At 33.5% G+C, this 22621-nt stretch carries 21 protein-coding genes and 1 tRNA gene; 19 read left to right on the top strand and 3 right to left on the bottom strand.

The window, feature by feature from the left end; translation table 11 throughout:
* The first annotated feature begins 176 nt into the window (after positions 1-176).
* The 7 genes from FLAK523_RS02920 to FLAK523_RS02890 all read left to right on the top strand — a co-directional run bounded on the left by FLAK523_RS02920 (position 177) and on the right by FLAK523_RS02890 (position 6937).
* Positions 177-842 (top strand): succinate dehydrogenase cytochrome b subunit, encoded by a 666-nt coding sequence (locus FLAK523_RS02920; protein WP_248906381.1) that lies wholly within the window; start codon positions 177-179, stop codon positions 840-842.
* 12 nt (positions 843-854) lie between these two features.
* Complete coding sequence (locus FLAK523_RS02915; RefSeq protein WP_248906379.1) at positions 855-2855, top strand: fumarate reductase/succinate dehydrogenase flavoprotein subunit; 2001 nt, start codon at positions 855-857, stop codon at positions 2853-2855.
* Positions 2856-2889: 34 nt separating this feature from the next.
* A complete protein-coding gene (locus tag FLAK523_RS02910; protein WP_248906377.1) occupies positions 2890-3252 on the top strand; it encodes a four helix bundle protein in 363 nt (120 codons plus the stop codon).
* A gap of 44 nt (positions 3253-3296) precedes the next feature.
* Entirely contained in the window at positions 3297-4043 is a 747-nt protein-coding gene (locus FLAK523_RS02905) for a succinate dehydrogenase/fumarate reductase iron-sulfur subunit (protein WP_248906376.1), read from the top strand.
* 510 nt (positions 4044-4553) lie between these two features.
* Positions 4554-5441 (top strand): WG repeat-containing protein, encoded by an 888-nt coding sequence (locus FLAK523_RS02900; protein ID WP_248906373.1) that lies wholly within the window; start codon positions 4554-4556, stop codon positions 5439-5441.
* Positions 5442-5608: 167 nt separating this feature from the next.
* Positions 5609-6214: a hypothetical protein gene (locus tag FLAK523_RS02895; protein ID WP_248906371.1), complete on the top strand. Its 606-nt coding sequence runs from the start codon at positions 5609-5611 to the stop codon at positions 6212-6214.
* Between the two features lie 513 nt (positions 6215-6727).
* Entirely contained in the window at positions 6728-6937 is a 210-nt protein-coding gene (locus FLAK523_RS02890) for a histidine kinase (RefSeq protein WP_248906369.1), read from the top strand.
* A 149-nt stretch (positions 6938-7086) separates the two neighbouring features.
* On the opposite strand, the gene FLAK523_RS02885 is transcribed toward FLAK523_RS02890, so the two are convergent.
* Positions 7087-7650 (bottom strand): hypothetical protein, encoded by a 564-nt coding sequence (locus FLAK523_RS02885; protein ID WP_248906367.1) that lies wholly within the window; start codon positions 7648-7650, stop codon positions 7087-7089.
* A 72-nt stretch (positions 7651-7722) separates the two neighbouring features.
* Between FLAK523_RS02885 and FLAK523_RS02880 the strand changes: the two genes are divergently transcribed.
* The 4 genes from FLAK523_RS02880 to FLAK523_RS02865 all read left to right on the top strand — a co-directional run bounded on the left by FLAK523_RS02880 (position 7723) and on the right by FLAK523_RS02865 (position 13921).
* Entirely contained in the window at positions 7723-8655 is a 933-nt protein-coding gene (locus FLAK523_RS02880) for an NAD-dependent epimerase/dehydratase family protein (RefSeq protein WP_248906366.1), read from the top strand.
* Positions 8656-8723: 68 nt separating this feature from the next.
* Entirely contained in the window at positions 8724-10139 is a 1416-nt protein-coding gene (locus tag FLAK523_RS02875) for a hypothetical protein (RefSeq protein ID WP_248906364.1), read from the top strand.
* Between the two features lie 196 nt (positions 10140-10335).
* Positions 10336-13116 (top strand): GH92 family glycosyl hydrolase, encoded by a 2781-nt coding sequence (locus tag FLAK523_RS02870; protein WP_248906363.1) that lies wholly within the window; start codon positions 10336-10338, stop codon positions 13114-13116.
* A gap of 40 nt (positions 13117-13156) precedes the next feature.
* Positions 13157-13921, top strand: a complete 765-nt coding sequence (locus FLAK523_RS02865) for an amidohydrolase (protein ID WP_248906361.1) — start codon at positions 13157-13159, stop codon at positions 13919-13921.
* A 2-nt stretch (positions 13922-13923) separates the two neighbouring features.
* On the opposite strand, the gene FLAK523_RS02860 is transcribed toward FLAK523_RS02865, so the two are convergent.
* The gene (locus FLAK523_RS02860) at positions 13924-15573 is read right to left on the bottom strand and encodes an Ig-like domain-containing protein (RefSeq protein ID WP_248906359.1); all 1650 of its coding nucleotides are present in this window, start codon (positions 15571-15573) and stop codon (positions 13924-13926) included.
* Positions 15574-15830: 257 nt separating this feature from the next.
* Here FLAK523_RS02860 and mce point away from each other — a divergent pair, with 257 nt between their 5' ends.
* Positions 15831-16232, top strand: coding sequence for a methylmalonyl-CoA epimerase (gene mce, locus FLAK523_RS02855; RefSeq protein ID WP_248906357.1), 402 nt, complete (start codon positions 15831-15833; stop codon positions 16230-16232).
* A gap of 139 nt (positions 16233-16371) precedes the next feature.
* Positions 16372-16445, top strand: a tRNA-Ile gene (locus tag FLAK523_RS02850).
* 468 nt (positions 16446-16913) lie between these two features.
* Here FLAK523_RS02850 and FLAK523_RS02845 read toward each other — a convergent pair.
* Positions 16914-17501 carry a riboflavin synthase gene (locus FLAK523_RS02845; RefSeq protein ID WP_248906355.1) on the bottom strand — a complete coding sequence of 196 codons (588 nt, stop codon included), beginning with the start codon at positions 17499-17501 and terminating at the stop codon, positions 16914-16916.
* Between the two features lie 58 nt (positions 17502-17559).
* Between FLAK523_RS02845 and pdxA the strand changes: the two genes are divergently transcribed.
* The 6 genes from pdxA to accC all read left to right on the top strand — a co-directional run bounded on the left by pdxA (position 17560) and on the right by accC (position 22582).
* Positions 17560-18603 (top strand): 4-hydroxythreonine-4-phosphate dehydrogenase PdxA, encoded by a 1044-nt coding sequence (gene pdxA, locus FLAK523_RS02840; RefSeq protein ID WP_248908039.1) that lies wholly within the window; start codon positions 17560-17562, stop codon positions 18601-18603.
* Between the two features lie 101 nt (positions 18604-18704).
* Positions 18705-19268, top strand: coding sequence for a DUF177 domain-containing protein (locus FLAK523_RS02835; protein WP_248906353.1), 564 nt, complete (start codon positions 18705-18707; stop codon positions 19266-19268).
* Between the two features lie 9 nt (positions 19269-19277).
* Positions 19278-19472: a 50S ribosomal protein L32 gene (gene rpmF, locus FLAK523_RS02830; RefSeq protein ID WP_007137315.1), complete on the top strand. Its 195-nt coding sequence runs from the start codon at positions 19278-19280 to the stop codon at positions 19470-19472.
* Between the two features lie 171 nt (positions 19473-19643).
* Positions 19644-20642, top strand: coding sequence for a beta-ketoacyl-ACP synthase III (locus FLAK523_RS02825; RefSeq protein WP_248906351.1), 999 nt, complete (start codon positions 19644-19646; stop codon positions 20640-20642).
* A 23-nt stretch (positions 20643-20665) separates the two neighbouring features.
* Positions 20666-21142 carry an acetyl-CoA carboxylase biotin carboxyl carrier protein gene (gene accB, locus FLAK523_RS02820; RefSeq protein ID WP_248906349.1) on the top strand — a complete coding sequence of 159 codons (477 nt, stop codon included), beginning with the start codon at positions 20666-20668 and terminating at the stop codon, positions 21140-21142.
* A 93-nt stretch (positions 21143-21235) separates the two neighbouring features.
* Entirely contained in the window at positions 21236-22582 is a 1347-nt protein-coding gene (accC, locus tag FLAK523_RS02815; RefSeq protein WP_248906347.1) for an acetyl-CoA carboxylase biotin carboxylase subunit, read from the top strand.
* Positions 22583-22621 lie beyond the last annotated feature (39 nt).

Raw genomic sequence — 22621 nt, 5'->3', positions numbered from 1 at the left:
AAGAAGAGCGGAATTTATATTAATCGCCAATCAATCAATAAAGACACGGTTTTTGAGTCTGCTATTAGTTGAATTAAAACACTTTAAAATCATTATAAATAACAACGATAAGGTTGTAGTTCAGCCGTGTTTTCTCTATTTTTGTGATATTTTTCAAAACAAATTATTCAAATCTTATGGCAAAATCTGCATTATTGAAGTCGTCGATAGCTAAAAAAGTTGCTATGGCGCTTTCAGGAATTTTTTTAATGCTGTTCTTAGCACAGCATTTTTTTATTAATATGACTTCGGTTTTTAGTTCTTCTACTTTCAATTCGATTTCGCATTTTATGGGTAATAATCCATTAGTGCAATTTGTAATCCAGCCGATTTTGATCGTTGGAGTTATTTTTCACTTTATTATGGGTTTCGTATTGGATTTTCAAAACAGAAAAGCAAGGCCAATCGCATATGCGAAAAACAATGGTGCTGCTAATTCTTCTTGGGTATCAAGAAATATGATTATTACTGGTTCAGTTGTCTTAGCTTTCTTAGGGCTACATTTTTATGATTTCTGGGTTCCGGAAATGGCATACAAATATGTGGAATTTGGTCCGTTAGACGAGACTAGATATTTCCACGAACTTGCTGAAAAATTTGAAAGCCCAGTGCGTACTGCATTGTACTGTTTATCATTTGTATTGTTATCATTACACTTGAAACATGGTTTCAGTTCTTCTTTTCAATCAGTAGGACAAAATAATAAATACACTAAAGGAATGAAAAATTTCGGATTAGGATTTGCATTTGTAGTTCCTTTCGGATTTATTTTTATTGCTTTATTTCATCATTTCAATCATTAATATTCAATTATAATGGCATTAGACTCAAAAATCCCAAATGGCCCAATTGCGGACAAATGGACAGATTATAAAGATCATATTAATTTAGTAAATCCAGCTAACAAACGTAATTTAGATGTTATCATTGTTGGTACTGGACTAGCTGGAGGTTCTGCTGCTGCAACATTGGCAGAATTAGGATATAACGTAAAAGCATTTTGTTTTCAAGATTCACCACGTCGTGCGCACTCTATTGCGGCACAAGGGGGAATCAATGCGGCAAAAAATTATAAAGGAGACGGAGATTCAGTTCATAGATTATTTTATGACACTGTAAAAGGAGGAGATTACCGTGCTCGTGAAGCAAACGTACATCGTCTTGCTGAAGTTTCTAACAATATTATTGATCAATGTGTGGCTCAAGGGGTTCCATTGGCACGTGAATATGGTGGATTGCTTGACAACCGTTCTTTTGGTGGTGCCTTGGTTTCTCGTACTTTTTATGCACAAGGACAAACAGGACAACAATTGTTATTAGGAGCTTATTCTGCAATGAACCGTCAAATCGGTCGTGGAAAAGTAAAAATGCACAACCGTCACGAAATGCTAGATTTAGTAATTGTTGACGGAAAAGCAAGAGGAATTATCGCTCGTAACTTGGTTACAGGTGAAATCGAAAGACATTCTGCTCATGCAGTGGTTATTGCTTCTGGAGGATACGGAAACGTTTTCTTCTTGTCAACAAATGCAATGGGTTCTAATGCTACTGCAGCTTGGAAAATCCACAAAAAAGGAGCATTCTTTGCTAATCCTTGTTACACACAAATTCACCCTACTTGTATTCCAGTTTCTGGAGATCACCAATCAAAATTAACTTTGATGTCGGAATCTCTTCGTAATGACGGACGTATTTGGGTTCCTGCAAATATCGAAGATTCAAAAGCGATCCGTGAAGGAAAGAAAAAAGCAATTGATTTAACTGAGGCGGAAAGAGATTATTTCTTAGAAAGAAGATACCCAGCTTTTGGTAACTTAGTACCTAGAGATGTTGCTTCTCGTGCGGCTAAAGAAAGATGTGACGCTGGTTTTGGAGTAAACAAAACAGGTGAAGCAGTTTATTTGGATTTTGCTGCAGCGATTCAACGTTACGGAAAAGAGCAAACTTTTGTAAAAGGACTTGATTCTAACGATAATGCACTTGTTACTAAATTAGGTACTGAGATTGTAAAAAGTAAATACGGGAATTTATTCCAGATGTATTATAAAATTGTAGATGAAGATCCATATACTTCACCTATGATGATTTACCCAGCGGTACATTACACAATGGGTGGAACTTGGGTTGATTATAACTTACAAACTACTATTCCAGGATGTTTCTCTATTGGAGAATCAAACTTCTCAGATCACGGAGCAAACCGTTTAGGAGCTTCGGCTTTGATGCAAGGTTTAGCTGATGGATATTTTGTATTGCCATATACTATCGGGGATTATTTGTCACCAGATATTAAAATGGGAACTATCTCTACTGATTTGCCTGAGTTTGAAGCTGCTGAAAAAGCAGTTAAAGACCAAATTGAGAAATTTATGAACAATAACGGAACACATTCTGTTGACTATTTCCACAAGAAATTAGGAAAAATTATGTGGGACAAAGTAGGTATGGCTCGTAATGCTAAAGGTCTTAACGAAGCTATTGTAGAAATCGCCGCTTTACGTGAAGAGTTTTACAAAGACGTTAAAGTGCCAGGAACTGACAAAGGATTCAACCAGGAATTAGAAAAAGCGACTCGTGTTGCTGATTTCTTGGAGCTAGGTGAATTGTTTGCCAAAGATGCTTTGCACCGTAACGAATCTTGTGGAGGTCACTTCCGTGAGGAATATCAAACTGAAGAAGGAGAAGCAAAACGTGATGACGAAAACTTCGCATACGTTGCCGCTTGGGAATACAAAGGAAAACCAAGTGACGCTGTTTTACATAAAGAAGCTTTGGTATTTGATGCCGTTAAACTTGTTCAAAGAAATTACAAGTAGAAAGTTAAGAGCCAAAAGCCAATAGTAAAAGATAATGAGTGATATTAAAACATATAAGGATTTATTAATTTGGCAAAAAGGCATCTTACTTGTAAAAGTTGTTTACAATAATTTAGAGGGTTTTCCCAAAGACGAAGTTTTTGGTTTAACTAGTCAAATAAAAAGAGCAGCTGTTTCAATTCCTTCAAATATTGCTGAAGGATGGGGTAGAAGTTCGACTTTAAGCTATGTTCATTTTTTGAAAATTGCTAGAGGTTCTTTATTTGAATTAGAAACACAATTTATTATTGCAAAAGAGTTGAATTTTATAAATGAATTAAAATTTAACGAGATAACACAAATTATTACTGAAGAAAGTAAAATGTTAAACGCCTTTATAAAGTCATTAAGCAAGTAGTATAACTTTTGCCTTTTGCCTTTTGGCTAATAAACTAAAATACAATGAAACTTACATTAAAAATATGGCGTCAAAAAAACGCCCAAGATAAAGGAGCAATGGTTGATTATCAAATCGACGGAATTGAGCCAGATATGTCATTCCTTGAAATGCTTGACGTATTTAATGAAGATTTAATTAACAAAGGTGGCGAGCCAGTTGCATTTGATCACGATTGTCGCGAAGGAATTTGCGGAATGTGTTCTTTGTACATCAACGGTGAAGCTCACGGGCCAGATAGAGGAGTAACTACTTGTCAATTGCACATGCGTATGTTCAAGGACGGTGATACTATTACAATCGAGCCTTTCCGTGCAGCTGCTTTCCCAGTAGTAAAAGATTTAGTTGTTGACCGTAGTTCATTTGATAGAATCCAACATGCAGGAGGATTTATATCAGTGAATACATCAGGAAACACAATTGATGCTAATACAATTCCAGTCAACAAGGACGATGCTGATGCATCTTTTGATGCAGCTTCATGTATTGGTTGTGGAGCTTGTGTTGCCTCTTGTAAAAACTCATCGGCAATGTTATTCGTAGCAGCCAAAGTTTCTCAATATGCATTATTGCCACAAGGTAAAGTTGAAGCTGTTGATCGTGTATTAAACATGGTAAGCCAAATGGATGCCGAAGGTTTTGGTAACTGTACTAACACTGGAGCATGTGAGATAGAATGTCCTAAAGGAATTTCTTTAGAAAACATCGCTCGTATGAATAGAGAGTATATGTCAGCAAGCTTGAAAGGGTAATTTAAGTCATAAAGTCAAATGTCTTAAAGTCGAAAGCTTTAAGCCAATAGTTTTAAAAAACGCATTCATTTATTTGAATGCGTTTTTTGTTTTTGGGGTGCCTTACGGTCGGGCTATGCGTTACAATCTTTTATTCCATTGCATTTCATAAAAGGATTTTCACTGTTATCCCTCACCCGAAAAAGTAATTAATGCACATAAATTTGTCCTTTCGACGAAGGAGAAATCACATTAGTTGCTCTCTTTATGTGATTTCTCCCGATGGTCGAAATGACAAAAAAATCTTAATTTAATAACATTGACTGCTTTCTTCATCCGAGAGATTTTGAGCTAAGAATAAATATTATAGAAAATAGAGTTGCTTATTTGTAGTAATTTATTTATTATATTTGGCATAGAATGCACAACAATAATCGCAACAAATATTCGCCAATCTACCCGATTTGGGGTGTGTAGGCGCTACTTTGTAGCGAGTATATACAAGTTATGCAACATTTTAAAACGACAACAGTGAAAAGAACTATTCCAACAATATTGTTTCTTTTTTTATCAATATTAATTTATTCTCAAGATTCTAAAATGAAGATTGAAGAAAATAGATTTATTGAAAGAAGGAATAACAAATTCGGTATAACGGACAGTTTACAAAACGTTATAATTCCATTTAAATATGATTTCATAGAATATGAAAATCAACGATTGATTGTACGTAAAAATAACTTGAATGGACTTTTTTCTCTTGAAAATAAAGAACTAGTACCTATAGAATTTAAATTTATCTTAGCACGGAAAAATGATAGATTTATTCTCTGTAAAAATAATTCAACAGACGGATTATGTGATACGAATGGAAAAATTATTATACCAGTAGAATATAAAAACGTTTCTTCAACAGAAAACGATGACTTTTATATAACCGAAAATGAAAATAATCTGAATGGCGTTTATGATTATAATGGGAAAAATATAATTCTAGAAGAATATAAATTTTTCACAGTTGACGAGTATAAAATATTTGCTACTAAACATAATAAAGCGCAAATTATTGATCTCCAAAATTCAAAAAATAATATTGACTTAGATGAAAAAATTGAATTAATTGAAACTCTAAGACACCATGCAATGGGTGAAAATTTATTTCAAATTATAAAAAAGGAAAATAAATTTGGTCTTATAAACTCGAAAAATGAAACAATAATTCCAAACATTTATGATGAAATTAAATCGTCAGAAAATTGGAGATATTTTATAATCAAGCAGAACAACAAAATTGGATTGATAAATGTCAATGGAACTGTAACTAAAAAACCAATTTATGACAATATTCAGCTACGAAAAGAATATATCATCTTACAGAGAAACAACTTAAAAGATGAATATTACTCATACGAAAACTAATGAAAACGTTGCATAACCACCATTTTGAGCTAGCTGGAATTTAGTGGGATTATCGTTTCGCATCAAGTTTACGTTAAGCCGAAAACTGAGCGTTTACGAATTTCCAGCCATCTCAAAGTGTCGAAACGTTAGTGGCTAGTTAACACCAAATGTAAAAAAAGAAAATTATGAAAAAGATACTTTTTAGTGCAATAATACTTTTATCAATTAATAGCTTCGGACAAAAACTGACAGGAAAAGCTCAAGGATTGAGAATTACAAAACAAGAGATTATTTCTGAAAATGACACAATTATTAACGTTGTATACAAAAACGAAATTGAGAATAAAAAAAAGCCGGCTTATTTTATAAATGGAAAGCTAATTAATGAAGGTATTTTAAGAACTATAAATCCAAATGAAATTGCAACCTATAATGTTGAAAAAAAAAATATTGAAATCGAAAATGTAAAATACCACGAACAACTTTATTTAGTAACTAAATCAATATATAAACCTAAATTAATTTCATTAAATAATTTAAAAGCTAAATATACAAACCTAAAAGCAAAGACAACAATCTTTAAAATTGACAATGCTATAGTGAATGCAGATTATAATAATTTTATAGTTGACGAAAATTATATTTTAAAAATTATTGTTGAGCCGTTTGAAAATAAAAACGAAAAATTGAATGTGAATTTCGTGAATTTGATTACTAAATCAGAGGAGAATATTAAAAAATCAAAAGAAATAATATTACGTGGGAAAGATGAATTTGCGATAAATAAATAACCAGCCTGTAACAGCCATTTTTAGCTAGTAGGAATTTAGTGGAATTAACGTTTCGCATCAAGTTTTCATAAAGCCTAAAATTGAGCGGTTACGAACTTCCAGCCATCTCAAAGTGGCAAAACGTTGTAGAGTATGACTTAAAAAAAAGAGAAAACATAATAACTTATTACTTCTAACTTAAAAATTATTAAACAAATTAAAATTGGGAATTTAACTTTCTCAAAAAAAGCAATTCAAACAATTATATTTGGTCTTTTTTATACTGGAATTTTAATTGGAGCTTTAACTGCTCATCGCATTAAAACAGAAACAAATTTCAATTTTGGTTTACTAGTAATTTTCAGTATTCCGATTTGGTTTATATTGAAATCTAAATTAAAAACTGAAATAATTAAAAAGGTATAATAATTTTTCTTGTACCCGATAGCGCGGATTTTTAATCCGTGCCCGCAAAGAAATTTTATTTTATTTTTACACATAAAGTAATATAATAACATATAAATCAATATTTAAATGAAAACATCAATTAGGAAATATGCAGAAATCGCAAGAGAATTAAAAGTAAATTATCCTAAATTAACGGAATATGAAATTTTAACTTTAGCCATTCAGATTGAAAGAAATGAGATTTTAGAAAATGGCTTAGTTGTAAGTTCAAATGATAATGAACCAAGTGGTATTGAAGCTATCGCAATCGCTTTAGGTTATACTCGTTCGCAATAAGCTGTAAGCTATGATTGCAAAGCTGATAATACCCGAAGCGAGGATTTGCAATCCGTGCCAGCACTGTAATTAAAAAACATATTATATCAAAAAACGCATCCATTGATTTGGATGCGTTTTTTTATGGAATAATTTAATTTTAAAACATTTTAGTCTTTCCATCCCCAAGGAGCCGATGGAGTTGGAGCCATTTTTGTCAAATCAAATTTCACGGTAAACAGTCGGTCTGAACCTATTCGTCTTAAATTATAGGTAAACGAAGTTTCATCCAGCGTAATCCACCAAACATTGGCAGCAGCATTTGGAATTAAATCATAAGTTTGTTGGTCAGCCGGAAAAAATTGAAGCGTTGCCGAACCAGAATTAGTGGTTGTCCCACCATATTGAGTAACTGCATCTTCTGATCCATCTTCGTGACGGTGGTCGTGTTTCAATTGGATGCGATCATTTTTATAGGTTAACACCCAAGTTCTTGACTTGTCGTCTCCCACAAAAAACGGAATCCTAATGGTATTTTCATTGCAATTACGAACGTGCATTAGTAGTTTTTTGCCTCGAAAAGTATCGTTTGCAGCTCCTTCGGTCACCTCTCCTTCAAAAGATTTACCACACTGTTTTTGTAAATTTCCCCAAAAAAGTTTCGCTCCCGACTTATCTTGTCCAAAAATCATAATTGAGAATAACATCGTGCATAAGAATAGTGTCTTTTTCATAAAACCTTTTTTTTGCTAATATAATGAACTTAGTCTATTGTGATATTTCTTATTTTTATGAAAAAATTGATAATGCAAGTAATTTTAGGTGCAAACGGAATAATTGGTGAGGAATTAGCAAAAGAATTGCGGGCTAATTACACGAATGAAGTAAAATTAGTGGGACGAAATCCTCAAAAAGTTAATGTGGATGATATCTTATTCAAAGGGGATTTGCTTAATATTGAAGATGTTATTAAAGCTTTAGAAAACGCTGAAATCGCCTATTTAACTGTTGGTCTTCCTTATAAATCGGATGTGTGGATAAGAGATTGGCCTATAATTATGCAAAATGTTATCGTAGGATGCAAAGCTAATAACTGTAAACTGGTTTACTTTGACAATACCTATGCTTATCCTCAAGACAGCGAAATTCAAAATGAAAACACACCTTTAAATTCTATTGGTAAGAAAGGAAACGCCAAAAAAATTGCTGCTGAAATTTTGTTGAATGCCATAAAAGAAAAAGATATCAATGCTGTGATATGTAGAGCACCGGAATTTTATGGTCCTGGAAAAACAAAAGGAATTACGAATACCCTCATTTTTGAAAAACTTAAAGCAGGTAAAAAACCCAAAGTATTCCTAAAAGACGATGTGTTACGAACTTTAATCTACACGCCTGATGCAAGTAAGGCAATGGCGTTGATAGGAAACACTCTAGAAACCTATGGACAGACTTGGCATCTTCCTTGTGATGATAACAGACTAACTTATAAAGGAATACTAGATGAAATATCAGCGCAATTAGGCAGAATAATAAAGTATGATGTTTTGAATGCTTATCTATTAAAAGTGGGTTCATTATTTAATGCAAATATTAGAGAAACGCAAGAACTACTTCCTCGTTATGCTATTGATAATATTTTTGATTCATCAAAATTCAAGAAAAGATTTCCTGATTTTAAAGTAACTTCTTATCAAGAAGGAATTAGAACTATAATTGAAGATTACGATATAAAATAGAACTTCAGCTTTCCTTAGAGCCCTGTTAGTATGGAAAATCCGTATTTTTATTATAAAAAAACAACTAAATGAACAATGAAACTTTTGGCATCACATTTCAATATGCAATTTGCTTAAAATATAAACTTGAAAACTATATATCTATAGAAAGAGTTGACGATGATTTACTGGATTTATTTATCAGTTCAAATATAATTTCTGAAATTTTCACAGGAAGGGAACCAATTCAATATTTATCGGATTCAAAAGAATTCACTTCTTCTTTCATTAAAAGATGTCCTCACAATTTTTTACTGGCAAATGACGAAACTTTTTCGGTAAGAACATTTCAAGCAAGCGGAAAAATGTTTGCTCCTAAAGTTGTTGGGCAAGCAGGCGATGAGACTTTTAATCATTTCTTTGGGCATTTAACAACAGAAGATATTTCAAGAAAAAACTTTAAAGAATTTTGCCTAAAACATATTGATGAAATGTTGCCTATTATAGTTGATTACGCTTTAGTTAGCGACTATAATTGTTGGCTTTATTTTAAAGACAAAACATTTCATTACGAAATTCTAAAAAGAGATGATTTACCTGAATTGACATTCGACTATAAAAATTTCACTTTCACTAAACCAACAGCAGCTGAATGGGTTGAGTCAAATACAATAAAATATAAAGGAAAAACGGTTGTTGAATTACAATTACATACAAATCGTGCAGGATATAAAATTAGATTACATCGAGAAAATTTCCCGTCATTATTAAAAGTTGAAAAAAAAATAAATAATTCATTGCTTGGAGACACAGTTGAACTAGCCATTTGTAATGTTTTTGAACTTGATTCAGGAATAAACAATGACAGATTGCTAAACAACTCTGACAAGATAATTTTAAAAGCCTTTGAAGAGCATTACACAATTAATAAACCGAATTTATTTCCTTTGAAGCCAGTAAAATATTCAGGAACTGAGAAAAGAGAACGTGGCGGTCATAGTAAAAGCGGTGTTGATTTTTTTCTTGAAAACAATGCGACTTTATCAGTAAAAACCAATAAGTCAAAAGCGTTTAAAGTTTGTCCACCAGAAGTTGGGCAACCATCACCAAAAACATTTGACTTGCATTTTTCAAAAAAAGGATGGTACGAAGGAAAAATGAATGAAGAAAAATTCAGGCTTTTAGTAAAAGACAAAGAAAAACTATCGTTGCTTTTAAGCGAATACGTAAAATATTTAAATGAATGTGATTACCTTTTATGGTCATTGTATTTAAATGAAAACAATGTAAGTTCTAAACTTGTTGTAAAATCTGATTTGGAGAACATTTTATTTAATCCAAATTTAATCGATTATTCTAATGACTTTACTAAGAAAAGTAGCGTCACGATTAAATACGGAAAAAGCAGTTTTTCGTTAGGTGAATTTCAAGTGCATTCTGCAAGAAATTCATTAAAATTCAGATTTAATTTTAATAATTTACTTGCTATAAATGAAGAGTCATAATTCCGGTTAGCTCAAGCTTAATATCATTAAGTTAATGAAATCTATCACATTATTTAAGCCTTTGTAGAGTATTCTTAGAGTGTCATTAAGTAAAGTGTAAATTATATTTCTTCTTCCTCATCCATAAATGGTATTGATAGATTAGCAAGGAATAGCTATTTATATTTTCTATATTTGGAATATCAAACTTCTTACAATGAGAAAATTATTTTGTCTGTCATTATTATTGGTTTCAATTTCTTCAATAGCCCAAACTAACCTGCATAGCTATGTAAACCCATTGATAGGGACGGGCGGACACGGTCATACTTTTCCTGGTGTAACGGCTCCTTTTGGGATGGTTCAATTATCCCCTGATTCTAGAGTAGATGGTAGTTGGGATGGATGTGGAGGCTACCATTACAGCGATAATTTTATTTTTGGTTTTTCGCATACCCATCTTAATGGAACTGGCGTTTCTGATTTTGGAGATATTATGTTGATGCCAACAATGGGTGAGCCTAATTTCGATAATAAAGAATATGGTTCTAAATTTTCTCATTTAAATGAAAAGGCTGCAGCGGGATATTATGGTGTAAAGCTCGATAAACACAATATTGACGTTGCTTTGACTGCATCAACAAGAGTTGGGTTTCATCAATATACTTTTAATAACAGTGGTCAAGCCAATGTGATTTTAGACCTCAATCACCGTGACAAGTTGTTGTATGGCGAGGTTAGAATCATAGATAACAAAACCATCGAGATTCTTAGAAGGAGTGAAGCCTGGGCGCGAGATCAATATGTATATGCACGTATAGAGTTCAATCAACCTATGACAGTTTCTAAAACAAAAGGGAATGGAAATCAAAACTCAAAATTCTTTTCAGGCACTGAGATAGCTTTGAGCTTCACGAAACAAGTTACTAAAGGAGAAAAAATAGAAATTAAAGTGTCACTTTCGCCAACTGGACATGAAGGAGCAAAGCTTAATATGTCCGAAATTGAACATTGGGATTTTGATAAAGTAAGAATACAAACAGAACAACTCTGGGATAAAGAATTGTCAAAAATCGAGGTTACTTCAAATGACAAAGACAAGCTTAGTGTTTTTTATACTGCTTTGTACCATACGATGACACAACCTAATATCGCTCAGGATTTAGACGGAAAATATAGAGGAAGGGATAATCAAATACATCAAACGGAGGGTTTTGATTATTATTCGGTGTTTTCCCTTTGGGATACTTTTCGAGCAGCGCATCCATTGTACACTTTAATTGATAGAAAACGAACCTCTGATTTTATAAATACTTTTATTAAACAATACGAACAAGGTGGGAGATTGCCGGTTTGGGAATTAGCCTCTAATGAAACGGATTGCATGATTGGGTATCACTCTGTTTCGGTTATTGCGGATGCTATGGTCAAAGGGATAAAAGGTTTTGATTACGAAAAAGCGTATGAAGCGTCAAAACACAGTGCAATGCTAGATCATTTGGGATTGGAATCGTACAAGAAAAACGGTTTTATTGCTATGGATGACGAACACGAAAGTGTTTCTAAAACTCTTGAATACGCTTATGATGATTGGTGTATTGCTCAAATGGCAACTTTATTAAATAATGAAAAGGATTATCAGTATTTTATGAAACGCTCCCAAGGCTGGAAAAATGTTTTTGATTGGAAAACAGGATTTATGAGACCAAAGAATAATGGGGGTTGGTTAAAGCCATTTGACCCAAAAGAAGTCAATAACAATTATACTGAAGGGAATTCATGGCAGTATTCTTTTTTTGTTCCTCAAGACATACCCGGAATGATAGCTGCATATGGAGGGAAACAAAAATTTGAAGCAAAACTGGATGAAATGTTTAGTAGCGAAGCTAAAACTACAGGTAGGAAACAAGTTGATGTTACCGGGTTGATAGGGCAATATGCTCACGGTAATGAGCCAAGTCATCATATGGCCTATTTGTATAATTATGTAGGCAAACCAGAAAAAACCACCGAAAAAGTTCATTTCATATTAAATGATTTTTATAAAAACGAGCCTGATGGATTAATAGGGAATGAAGACTGTGGGCAAATGAGCGCTTGGTATGTATTGAGTGCAATGGGAATTTATGCCGTTACACCAGGGAACCCAGAATGGAGTTTGACTAAGCCTTATTTTGATTCCATCAAAGTGAACTTTGAAGACGGTACTTCCAGTAAAACGGAAAATTATCAAGGGTTTTCAAAATATTTTGGTTTGAACCAAAGAAGTGAAATTGCCGCTTCTCAGTATCAAAAGATCAATCCGGTTCCTGTAATTCATGCTAGTAGTAAATCGTTTAAGAACAAAACGACTATTGCTATCGATGATTTAAATAAAAGCAAATTATTTTATTCGTTTACAAATACTAATGATTTTAAAGAATATGTTGCTCCTTTTGAAATCGATAAATCAGTAACCGTTTATTGCTATAGTGTCAATGAATCAAATGTGAAGAGTACTATTGTTTCTTCTACTTTTTTCAAAAAACCTAACAATTGGACCATAGCAATTCAGTCTAAATTCAACTCCCAATACACGGCAGGGGGAGATGAAGGTATAATTGATGGAATACTAGGCACGGAAAACTGGAAAAAAGGGGACTGGCAAGGATATCAAAGCCAAGACTTTGAGTGTGTTATTGATTTACAAAAAGAACAAAAAATAACTGAATTATCGGCTAATTTTCTCCAAGATAGCCGTTCGTGGATTTTAATGCCAAAAAAGGTGGAGTTTTACAGTTCAAAGGATAATGTTAATTTTACTTTGGTGAAAACCATCGAAAATGAATTAGACCCTAAAGAATATGATATAAAAATATTGGATTTTAAAGGCACAATAAAACCAACAGCTGCTAAATACATCAAAGTAATTGCATATAATTATGGCAAACTTCCTTTATGGCATCAAGGTTATGGCGGGGATGCATTTATATTTGTAGATGAGATCACAGTGAAATAATTATTGTTAGAACTAATTTTAAATCTCAAAAAGAAACACAATGAAAGTAGCCTTAATTCAATCATCGTTAATCTGGGAAAATCCAGACGCAAACAAAGCCTATTTCGAAGATAAAATCAATGCGATTGCTGATGATGTCAATCTAATCGTGCTTCCAGAAATGTTTACTACGGGTTTTACAATGCATCCAGTCAAAGTAGCGGAAACTATGAATGGGAAAACGGTAATATGGATGCAATCTTTGGCGAAAGCCAAAAATGCGGCAATTACGGGAAGTGTTGTGATTGAAGAAAATGCTAATTTTTATAATAGAATGTTGTTCGTATTCCCGTCTGGAGAAATCCAACATTACGACAAAAGGCATTTGTTTACACTGGCTGGTGAAGACAAGGTCTATTCTCGTGGCAACCAAAAATTGATTGTGGAATATCTAGGTTGGAAAATCTGTCCTTTTGTGTGTTATGATTTGAGATTCCCTGTTTTTTCTCGTAATGTTGAGAATTACGACTTGTTGATTTATGTGGCAAGTTGGCCAAAAATAAGAATAAAAGCTTGGGATACTTTGCTAGCCGCAAGGGCGATTGAAAATATGAGTTATACCATTGGTGTCAATAGAATAGGAACGGATGGGAATGGATATGAATATATAGGACACTCACAAGTCGTGGATTACTTGGGTGAATATATAATAGCTCCAAACGAACAAGAGGGTGTTTATATAACAACCTTGGATAAATCTAAATTAACTGAAGTTCGTGAAAAGCTGGGTTTTTTAAATGATCAAGACCCATTTGAACTGAAATAGTTTTATTTTTTATCCGTTTTCTTTTTTGGTTCAGGTGTGTAAGGAATGCTTAGGTCAAAAGCTTGTGTCACATCCCAATTAGCTCGTATATCTATTTCTTTTGAAAAGTAAATTACCTCTTCTGAATAGCGTTTTTCTAAATAATTTCCAGGATCGTATTCTTTGTTCTTATTCTCGTCATAAATGAGTCGAAGAGTAAAAAGAGCAGGCTCCAGTAGATTGAAATCGATAGTAGTGTTTTCTTCAGAATATTCTGAAGCGATAACTTCTCCTTTATCGTTTGTCAATTCAACAATGACTGGAAAATGTTTTACGTTTTGAAGCGTTACTCTAAGGTTTCCATAATCAGTTGTGTTTTTTGTGGTTATTTTATATGTTAGGCTGTCGTTTGATTGTTCGAAAAAGTCAGTAAAAGCACCTGGTAAAAACGAAAAAGTATATTTTTCATCCACCTCTTTCTTGAAATCCAGGTATAATCGCTGGTTGAATTCATCTTTTTGAGTGGTGAAATCCACAGAAACACCTAGCTTATTAGTAAGTTTAATTTTAGAATTGTCAACCTTTGTGAGTGGAGTAGTAGTCTCCAGGGTATATCTGTCCCTGAAATTTAGAGTGTTATTCTGCATTGAAGAAATGCTTAGCGTATCGGCTTTTAGTTCTTTTATTTTAAAAGGATAATCAGTTGTAAACTTGTCTTTGGTTACATTGATATTTAAAGAATCGGCTTTCATTGGTTTAAACCATATTTGAATCGAATCTTTTTTTGGTAACTGAGTAATGAGAGTTGGAATAATCGTTTTGCCGTTTTTTAATGTGATTTTTGGTTTGCTGTCAGAGGTGATTTTTTTTCCTTCATAACCCATAATCATTCGGTTTCCGGATGCTTGACTTGGTTTGAAAGATTTAAAAGGAAGCGTTTCCTTGAATAACTCTAATTCGAATATAGTATCATTCGGAATGTTGATGTAATGTTTAATAAACCCAATTTTTTCTTCTTTTGGATTGAATTTATTGTTGTTGTTGCGATCTTTTAATGCAACTAATAAGTATTTCCCAGCTTTTAGATTGTCTAATTTAAACGTTTTTAAACTGTCTAGGGTATTCGTAATGTATCTTGGGTTTGCTGAATATATAGCTGAATCTTTAAAAGTAGAATTGACTTCATAGAGCAGTATCGATACAAAAGAATCCACTTCTTTATTAAGGGCATCTTTTATTCGGCCTCCAAGAGCCAAAGAGTCAATATGGTCTCCTGTAGAAAACACGTATTTGAACTGATTGTATGGATTGCCCTCATTATTATCGGCTATACTTTGACCAAAGTTGAAACTGTAAGTTGTGTTAGCTTGTAAAGTGTCTTTCAGTTTAATCGTAATGAACTTGCTTGCTGATGTTGGTGATATTATAGGTTCGTGCGCCATCGGTGGCGAAATAATCAATTGCTTGTTTAAGTTTTTAAGTTTGATGTTTTCGTCAAAAACTAATTTGATTTCGTCTCCTTTAAAGTTGACACTGTAATTTTTCGGGAAGCTTATTTTTAAAACAGGTGCGATTGTATCTTTTGCTCCTCCAGTAATAGAGCCCCTTTTTGCGCAACTAGTCAATAAAAGAGTAAAAAGTATGAATATATAGGTAGGGATATTTTTCAACATATTAAATCAGAATTTGTAGCTACAAAATAACAATTATATTTACTGTAATTGAAACTTTTGTATAAATATTATGAAGGAGAACCGGTTCTTGTAATTAGGGAGGCTTCTTATTGTTTTTGGGGTTATTTGATAAGCGTTAGCAATAGTCTGTGTTTATTTTGAATTATTAATGTTTAAATTTGTATTCGAATAAAAGGACATTGAATCGAATGTATAGTTTGCTTTTCAAAAAATTCCATAAATAACATAATAGTATAATGAGAAAAATAGAACACATAGGAATTGCGGTAAAGGATTTAGAAGTTTCGAATTTAGTTTTCGAAAAATTATTTGGCGCGCCAGCTTATAAATCCGAAGAAGTGGAAAGCGAAGGAGTATCAACTTCTTTTTTTCAAAGCGGTCCCAATAAAATCGAATTATTGGCGGCTACTAATCCTGATAGTCCAATCGCTAAATTTATTGCAAAAAAAGGAGAGGGAATTCATCATATTGCTTTTGATGTTGAAGATATCGTATCGGAAATAGAGCGATTGAAAAACGAAGGCTTTGTTGTTTTGAATGAAACACCAAAAAAAGGCGCCGACAACAAGTTGGTCGCCTTCTTGCACCCCAAAAGCACTAATGGTGTATTGATTGAATTGTGTCAAGAGATAAAATAAAATATTTTTTTCATTTAGTAGGAATCTAATAATCAGTAGTTTTCAATTTTGTTTGATTAATTATTAATGCGAACATAAAAACTAAGTAAAAAACATTTGGAATAATTGAAAATATGTAGTAATATTGCACCTCATAACCGGTCCTATAGCTCAGCTGGTTAGAGCACCTGACTCATAATCAGGTGGTCCCTGGTTCGAGCCCAGGTGGGACCACGAAAACCCTTACATTGAAAAATGGAAGGGTTTTTTTATTTAAAAAAAACAAAGTTTAGCATTTGATAATCTTTAATGAATTCCCTTGCTTTAATGAAATTTAAATACGTGTTTTGCGTTTGGTTTCTTATAAAGAAGAGTTTTTATGAGAAATGCTGAAAGATTAATTTTTTTTAAAGCTATTGATTGCTTATTTTTGAATATATGAAGACGATTTCAGGCAAATTTTATTTCTTAATTTTTTTCCTGTTTGGGACGTTCTTTGCTATTGGGGGTACTACTCCGCATCCTCCAAGTCCGACCGGAAGGCACTTACCTCCGCCTCCTGGGTTGCCAATTGATGATGGAATCGTATTTTTTCTTATTGTAGCGTTAATTTTAGGGTTTTATTTTATTTACACCCGTCAAATAAAAACAAAAACTCCAGTCTAAAGCTGGAGTTTTTTTGTTTCTATGAGTATTCGACATTTATTTGTTGGAGTACAGTCTGGATACATATTTACCAATCACGTCAAATTCAAGATTTATTTTTGAACCAATTTGAAAGTCTTTGAAGTTGGTGTGTTCAAGTGTGTAGGGGATTATAGCGACACTAAAGATATTTTTTCCTGAATTTACCACAGTCAGACTTACCCCATTTACCGTGATTGATCCCTTTTCAATTGTGATGTTGTTTAATGTTTCGTCGTATTCAAACGTGTAATAATGACTTCCGTTTGCTTCTTGAATGTCGATACAAGTACCTATTTGGTCAACGTGTCCTTGTACAATATGTCCGTCAAGGCGGTCGCCTAATTTCATTGCTCTCTCTAGGTTAACGCTGTCTCCTGCTGTCCAATTGGAAAGATTTGTTTTTTTTATTGTCTCGTCAATAGCGGTTACTGTATAGCAATTATCTTTTATGGCTATAACGGTTAGGCATATGCCGTTGTGTGCTACGCTTTGGTCAATTTTTAATTCAGAAGTAAAGTCAGATTCTACTGTAATGTGGATATTGTCTTTCTCTTTTTTTATTTCCTTGATTACACCAAGGGTTTCTATGATACCTGTAAACATTTCTTGTTTTATTTTACTAAATTTGCACTTCAAAATTAGCAATAAATAACTTGAAGACATTATGAAAAATGCAGAAAATATAATTGTTGGAATTTCAATAGGAGATTTGAACGGTATTGGAAGCGAGGTTGTTTTAAAAACATTCGAAGATTCGCGTATGTTTGAACTTTGCACACCTGTTATTTTTGCCAATGTAAAAATAATGTCTTTTATCAAAAAAGGCTTGGGTTCTGAGGTTGTATTGCATGGGATAGACAAATTAGACCAGGTTTTACCGGGTAAGATCAATGTTTTAAATGTGTGGAAAGAAGGGGTGGATTTAAATCCCGGCGAGAACGATGAAAAGATAGGGGAGTTTGCTATAAAATCTTTTGTTGCGGCAACTAAGGCTTTGAAAGAAGGCTTGGTTGACTTGTTAGTGACTGCGCCTATAAATAAGTATAATATCCAGTCGGAAGAATTCAAATTCCCTGGGCATACAGATTATTTAGATCAGGAACTGGAAGGCGATGCGTTAATGTTAATGGTGCAAGATAATTTACGTGTTGGATTATTGACAGATCATATTCCGTTAAACGAAGTGGCTTCACATCTTACGGAGGATTTAATTATTCGAAAAATAGAAACGGTAAGACGTACTTTAGTTCAGGATTTTAGCATCAGTAAGCCTAAAATTGCTGTTTTGGGGTTGAATCCTCATTGTGGTGATGGTGGTGTTATAGGTAAAGAGGAAGATGTTATATTGAAACCTGTTTTGAAAAAAATATTCGAAAAGGGGACTTTGGTGTTTGGGCCTTTTGCAGCAGATGGTTTTTTTGGTAGTAATCAGTATGAGAAATATGATGCTGTTATTGCAACTTATCATGATCAAGGATTGATTCCGTTTAAAACTTTATCGTTTGGTAAGGGTGTAAATTACACAGCGGGTTTAGATAAAATAAGAACGTCTCCTGATCACGGTACTGCATACGACATTGCTGGAAAGGGTGTGGCGGATTATAACTCGTTCAAAGAGGCTGTATATCTTGCTTTGGATGTTTATCGTTCAAGAGCTCAGTATATGGAAATCAGTCAAAAGCCCTTAAAAACAAGGGAAAAATAGCAGTAAATAAAAAAAGACGAATAACGTTATTGGATTTGCAATAATTTTATATCTTTGCACTCCCATCCTGAAGCCTCGGGATAGGGCATAATGTTGTTGAAATGGATATGAGAAAAGAATTTTTAATACCTTTTGTAGGGTTAAAGCTAGGAAAACATCATTTTGATTTTCAAATAAACAATTCGTTCTTTGAAATCTTTGATTATAACGAATTTCAGGATTCAGACATCAAAGTAAATGTGGTCTTGGAGAAAAAAAGCAATATGCTGGAGTTGTTTTTTAAACACGAAGGAACTGTCAATGTTCCTTGTGATTTAACAGCAGAAGATTTTAATTTACCTGTAAAAGGGGAAATGAAGTTGATTGTCCGGTTTGGTGATGAATATAATGATGAAAATGAAGAATTACTTATTCTGCCATTTGGTGAATTTGAAGTTGATTTTACACAATATATATTTGAAGCAATTGTGCTTTCGATACCTTTAAGACGGGTTCATCCTGGGATTGAAGATGGAACTTTGAAAACCGAAGCTCTAACGAAACTCAAGGAATTAGTATTAGAAGAACAACAAGAACACGAAGAAGAACATAAAAAAGAGAATACAGAAGAAGAAAATATTGACCCGCGTTGGGACAAATTAAAAAAACTATTAACGGATAAATAATATAGTAAAATGGCGCATCCTAAGAGAAAAATCTCCAAAACAAGAAGAGATAAAAGAAGAACACATTACAAAGCAACTGTTGCACAGATTGCTACTTGTCCTATCACTGGAGAAGCACATTTATACCACAGAGCTTACTGGCATGAAGGGAAAATGTACTACAGAGGGCAAGTTGTTATAGATAAGTCTGTAGCTGTTGCTTAATACATTTTTGTAAATGATATTTGAACTCTCACTTTTGTGAGAGTTTTTTTGTTGTTTGTCGTTTTCGTTAAATAAGAAGGTTTAAAAAAATAAGATTGAAGATTTTTTCGTAATTTTCAACTCTTTAAAAATTTTTCAAGTGCCTGCATTTGATAAAAATAATCGAATAAAATGAATACAATCACAGCCGCGATTACCGCTGTCGGAGCATATGTTCCGGACTTTGTGCTTTCAAACAAAGTTCTTGAAACAATGGTTGACACAAATGACGAGTGGATTACTTCTCGTACAGGAATAAAAGAAAGAAGAATCTTAAAGGATAAAGACAAAGGAACATCTTTTATGGCTATTAAAGCTGCTCAAGATTTACTTGCTAAAGCAAATATTGATCCTTTAGAAATAGATTTACTGATAATGGCTACAGCAACAGCCGATATGCCAGTTGCTTCAACGGGTGTTTTTGTTGCTACAGAAATTGGTGCGACTAATGCATTTGCTTATGACTTGCAAGCTGCCTGTTCTAGTTTTTTATACGGAATGTCAACAGCTTCAGCCTATATTCAATCAGGAAGATATAAAAAAGTACTTTTAATAGGTGCTGATAAAATGTCTTCTATTATTGACTATACTGACCGAGCTACTTGCATAATTTTTGGAGATGGTGCCGGTGCGGTGTTATTTGAGCCTAATTATGAAGGTTTAGGTTTACAGGACGAATATTTAAGAAGTGACGGTGTAGGTCGTGATTTCTTAAAGATTGATGCTGGAGGATCCCTTCTTCCCGCTTCCCTTGAAACAGTTAAAGACAATAAACACAACATTGTCCAAGACGGAAAAACAGTATTTAAATATGCCGTAACTAATATGGCGGATGCCAGTGAGCTTATTTTGAAAAGAAATAACCTGACGAATGAAGATGTTGATTGGTTGGTTCCACATCAGGCAAACAGACGTATTATTGACGCAACTGCAAGCAGAATGAACCTGGAAGAATCAAAAGTATTAGTGAATATTGAAAAATATGGTAATACAACTTCAGCAACTTTGCCATTAGTGTTAAACGATTTTGAACATTTATTAAAAAAAGGGGATACCATTATTTTTGCCGCTTTTGGAGGTGGATTCACATGGGGGTCTATATACCTAAAATGGGCGTACGATAAAAAATAAAAATAAACTAAAAATAAATTACTATGGATTTAAAAGAAATTCAGAACCTAATCAAATTTGTAGCAAACTCAGGTGTTGCAGAAGTTAAATTAGAAATGGACGATGTGAAAATCACCATTCGAACTACTTTAGAAGGTAATGTAGCCGAAACTACTTATGTTCAACAAATGCCAGCACAAAATATGCTTCAACACGCAGTGGCTCCTCAGCCGGTTGCTCCAGTTGCTGCTGCTCCAGCTCCAGTTGAAGAAGAGTCTAAATTTATTATTGTAAAATCTCCAATTATCGGAACATTTTATAGAAAATCAGCACCAGACAAGCCTATGTTTGTTGAAGTAGGGAATACTATTTCTAAAGGTGATGTTCTTTGTGTAATTGAAGCAATGAAGTTATTTAACGAAATTGAATCAGAGATTTCTGGAAAAATCGTAAAAATATTGGTTGACGATATGTCGCCAGTAGAATTCGACCAACCATTATTCTTAGTTGATCCATCTTAATTAATTTTAAATTATAAGTTTCGAATGACAATTCCTTTTTTTCATTTGAAATAATTTAAAATTTAAAATTCATAATTTAAAATTTAAAAAAAGATGTTTAAAAAAATATTAATTGCAAATAGGGGAGAAATTGCGCTTCGCGTAATCAGAACTTGCAAAGAAATGGGCATAAAAACGGTAGCTGTTTATTCTACTGCGGATGCAGAGAGTTTACATGTTAGGTTTGCTGACGAAGCGGTTTGTATTGGACCACCTCCCAGTAATTTGTCCTATTTGAAAATGTCAAATATAATTGCTGCTGCAGAAATTACTAATGCAGATGCAATTCATCCAGGTTACGGATTTCTTTCTGAAAATTCTAAATTTTCAAAAATATGTCAAGAACACGGAATTAAATTTATTGGTGCTTCTCCAGAAATGATTGACAGAATGGGGGATAAAGCTTCGGCTAAAGCCACTATGAAAGAAGCAGGTGTGCCATGTGTACCAGGTTCTGAAGGTATTTTGGAATCATTCGAACAGGCTCAGCAAATTGCAAAAGAATTTGGATATCCTGTAATGCTAAAAGCCACTGCTGGTGGTGGAGGTAAAGGAATGCGTGCTGTAATGAAAGAAGAAGACTTGTTGAAATCATGGGAAAGCGCTCGTCAAGAATCTGCTGCTGCCTTTGGTAATGACGGGATGTATCTTGAAAAATTAATTGAAGAGCCACGTCATATTGAAATCCAGGTAGTTGGTGATTCATACGGTAAAGCTTGTCACCTTTCTGAAAGAGATTGTTCTGTACAAAGACGTCATCAAAAACTGACTGAAGAAACTCCTTCTCCATTCATGACTGATGAATTACGTCAAAAAATGGGTGATGCCGCTGTAAAAGCAGCTGAGTTTATTAAATATGAAGGTGCAGGTACGGTAGAATTTTTGGTTGATAAACACCGTAATTTCTACTTTATGGAAATGAATACTCGTATTCAAGTTGAGCATCCTATTACCGAACAAGTAATAGATTATGACTTGATTAGAGAGCAAATCCTTGTTGCGGCTGGTGTGCCAATTTCAGGTAAAAATTATTTACCTCAATTGCATGCTATTGAATGTCGTATCAATGCCGAAGATCCTTATAATGATTTCCGCCCTTCACCAGGAAAAATCACTACTCTTCATTTGCCAGGAGGACATGGTATCCGTTTAGATACGCATGTTTATTCAGGATATACAATTCCGCCTAACTATGACTCTATGATCGCTAAATTAATTACTACTGCACAAACACGTGAAGAAGCAATTAGTAAGATGAGAAGAGCTTTGGACGAATTTGTTATTGAAGGTATCAAAACAACAATTCCTTTCCATAGACAGTTAATGGATGATCCTCGTTATATTTCAGGAGATTACACAACTGCTTTTATGGATACATTTAAAATGAATGATCTAGACTAAGTAGTCGAAGAGATAAAAAAAACCTCGCTTATAAAGCGA

Origin of the sequence: Flavobacterium sp. K5-23 (assembly GCF_023278045.1) — a bacterium.
Taxonomy (GTDB): domain Bacteria; phylum Bacteroidota; class Bacteroidia; order Flavobacteriales; family Flavobacteriaceae; genus Flavobacterium.
Note: the sequence above shows the minus strand (reverse complement) of the source record. Positions and strands in the feature narration are given on the sequence as shown.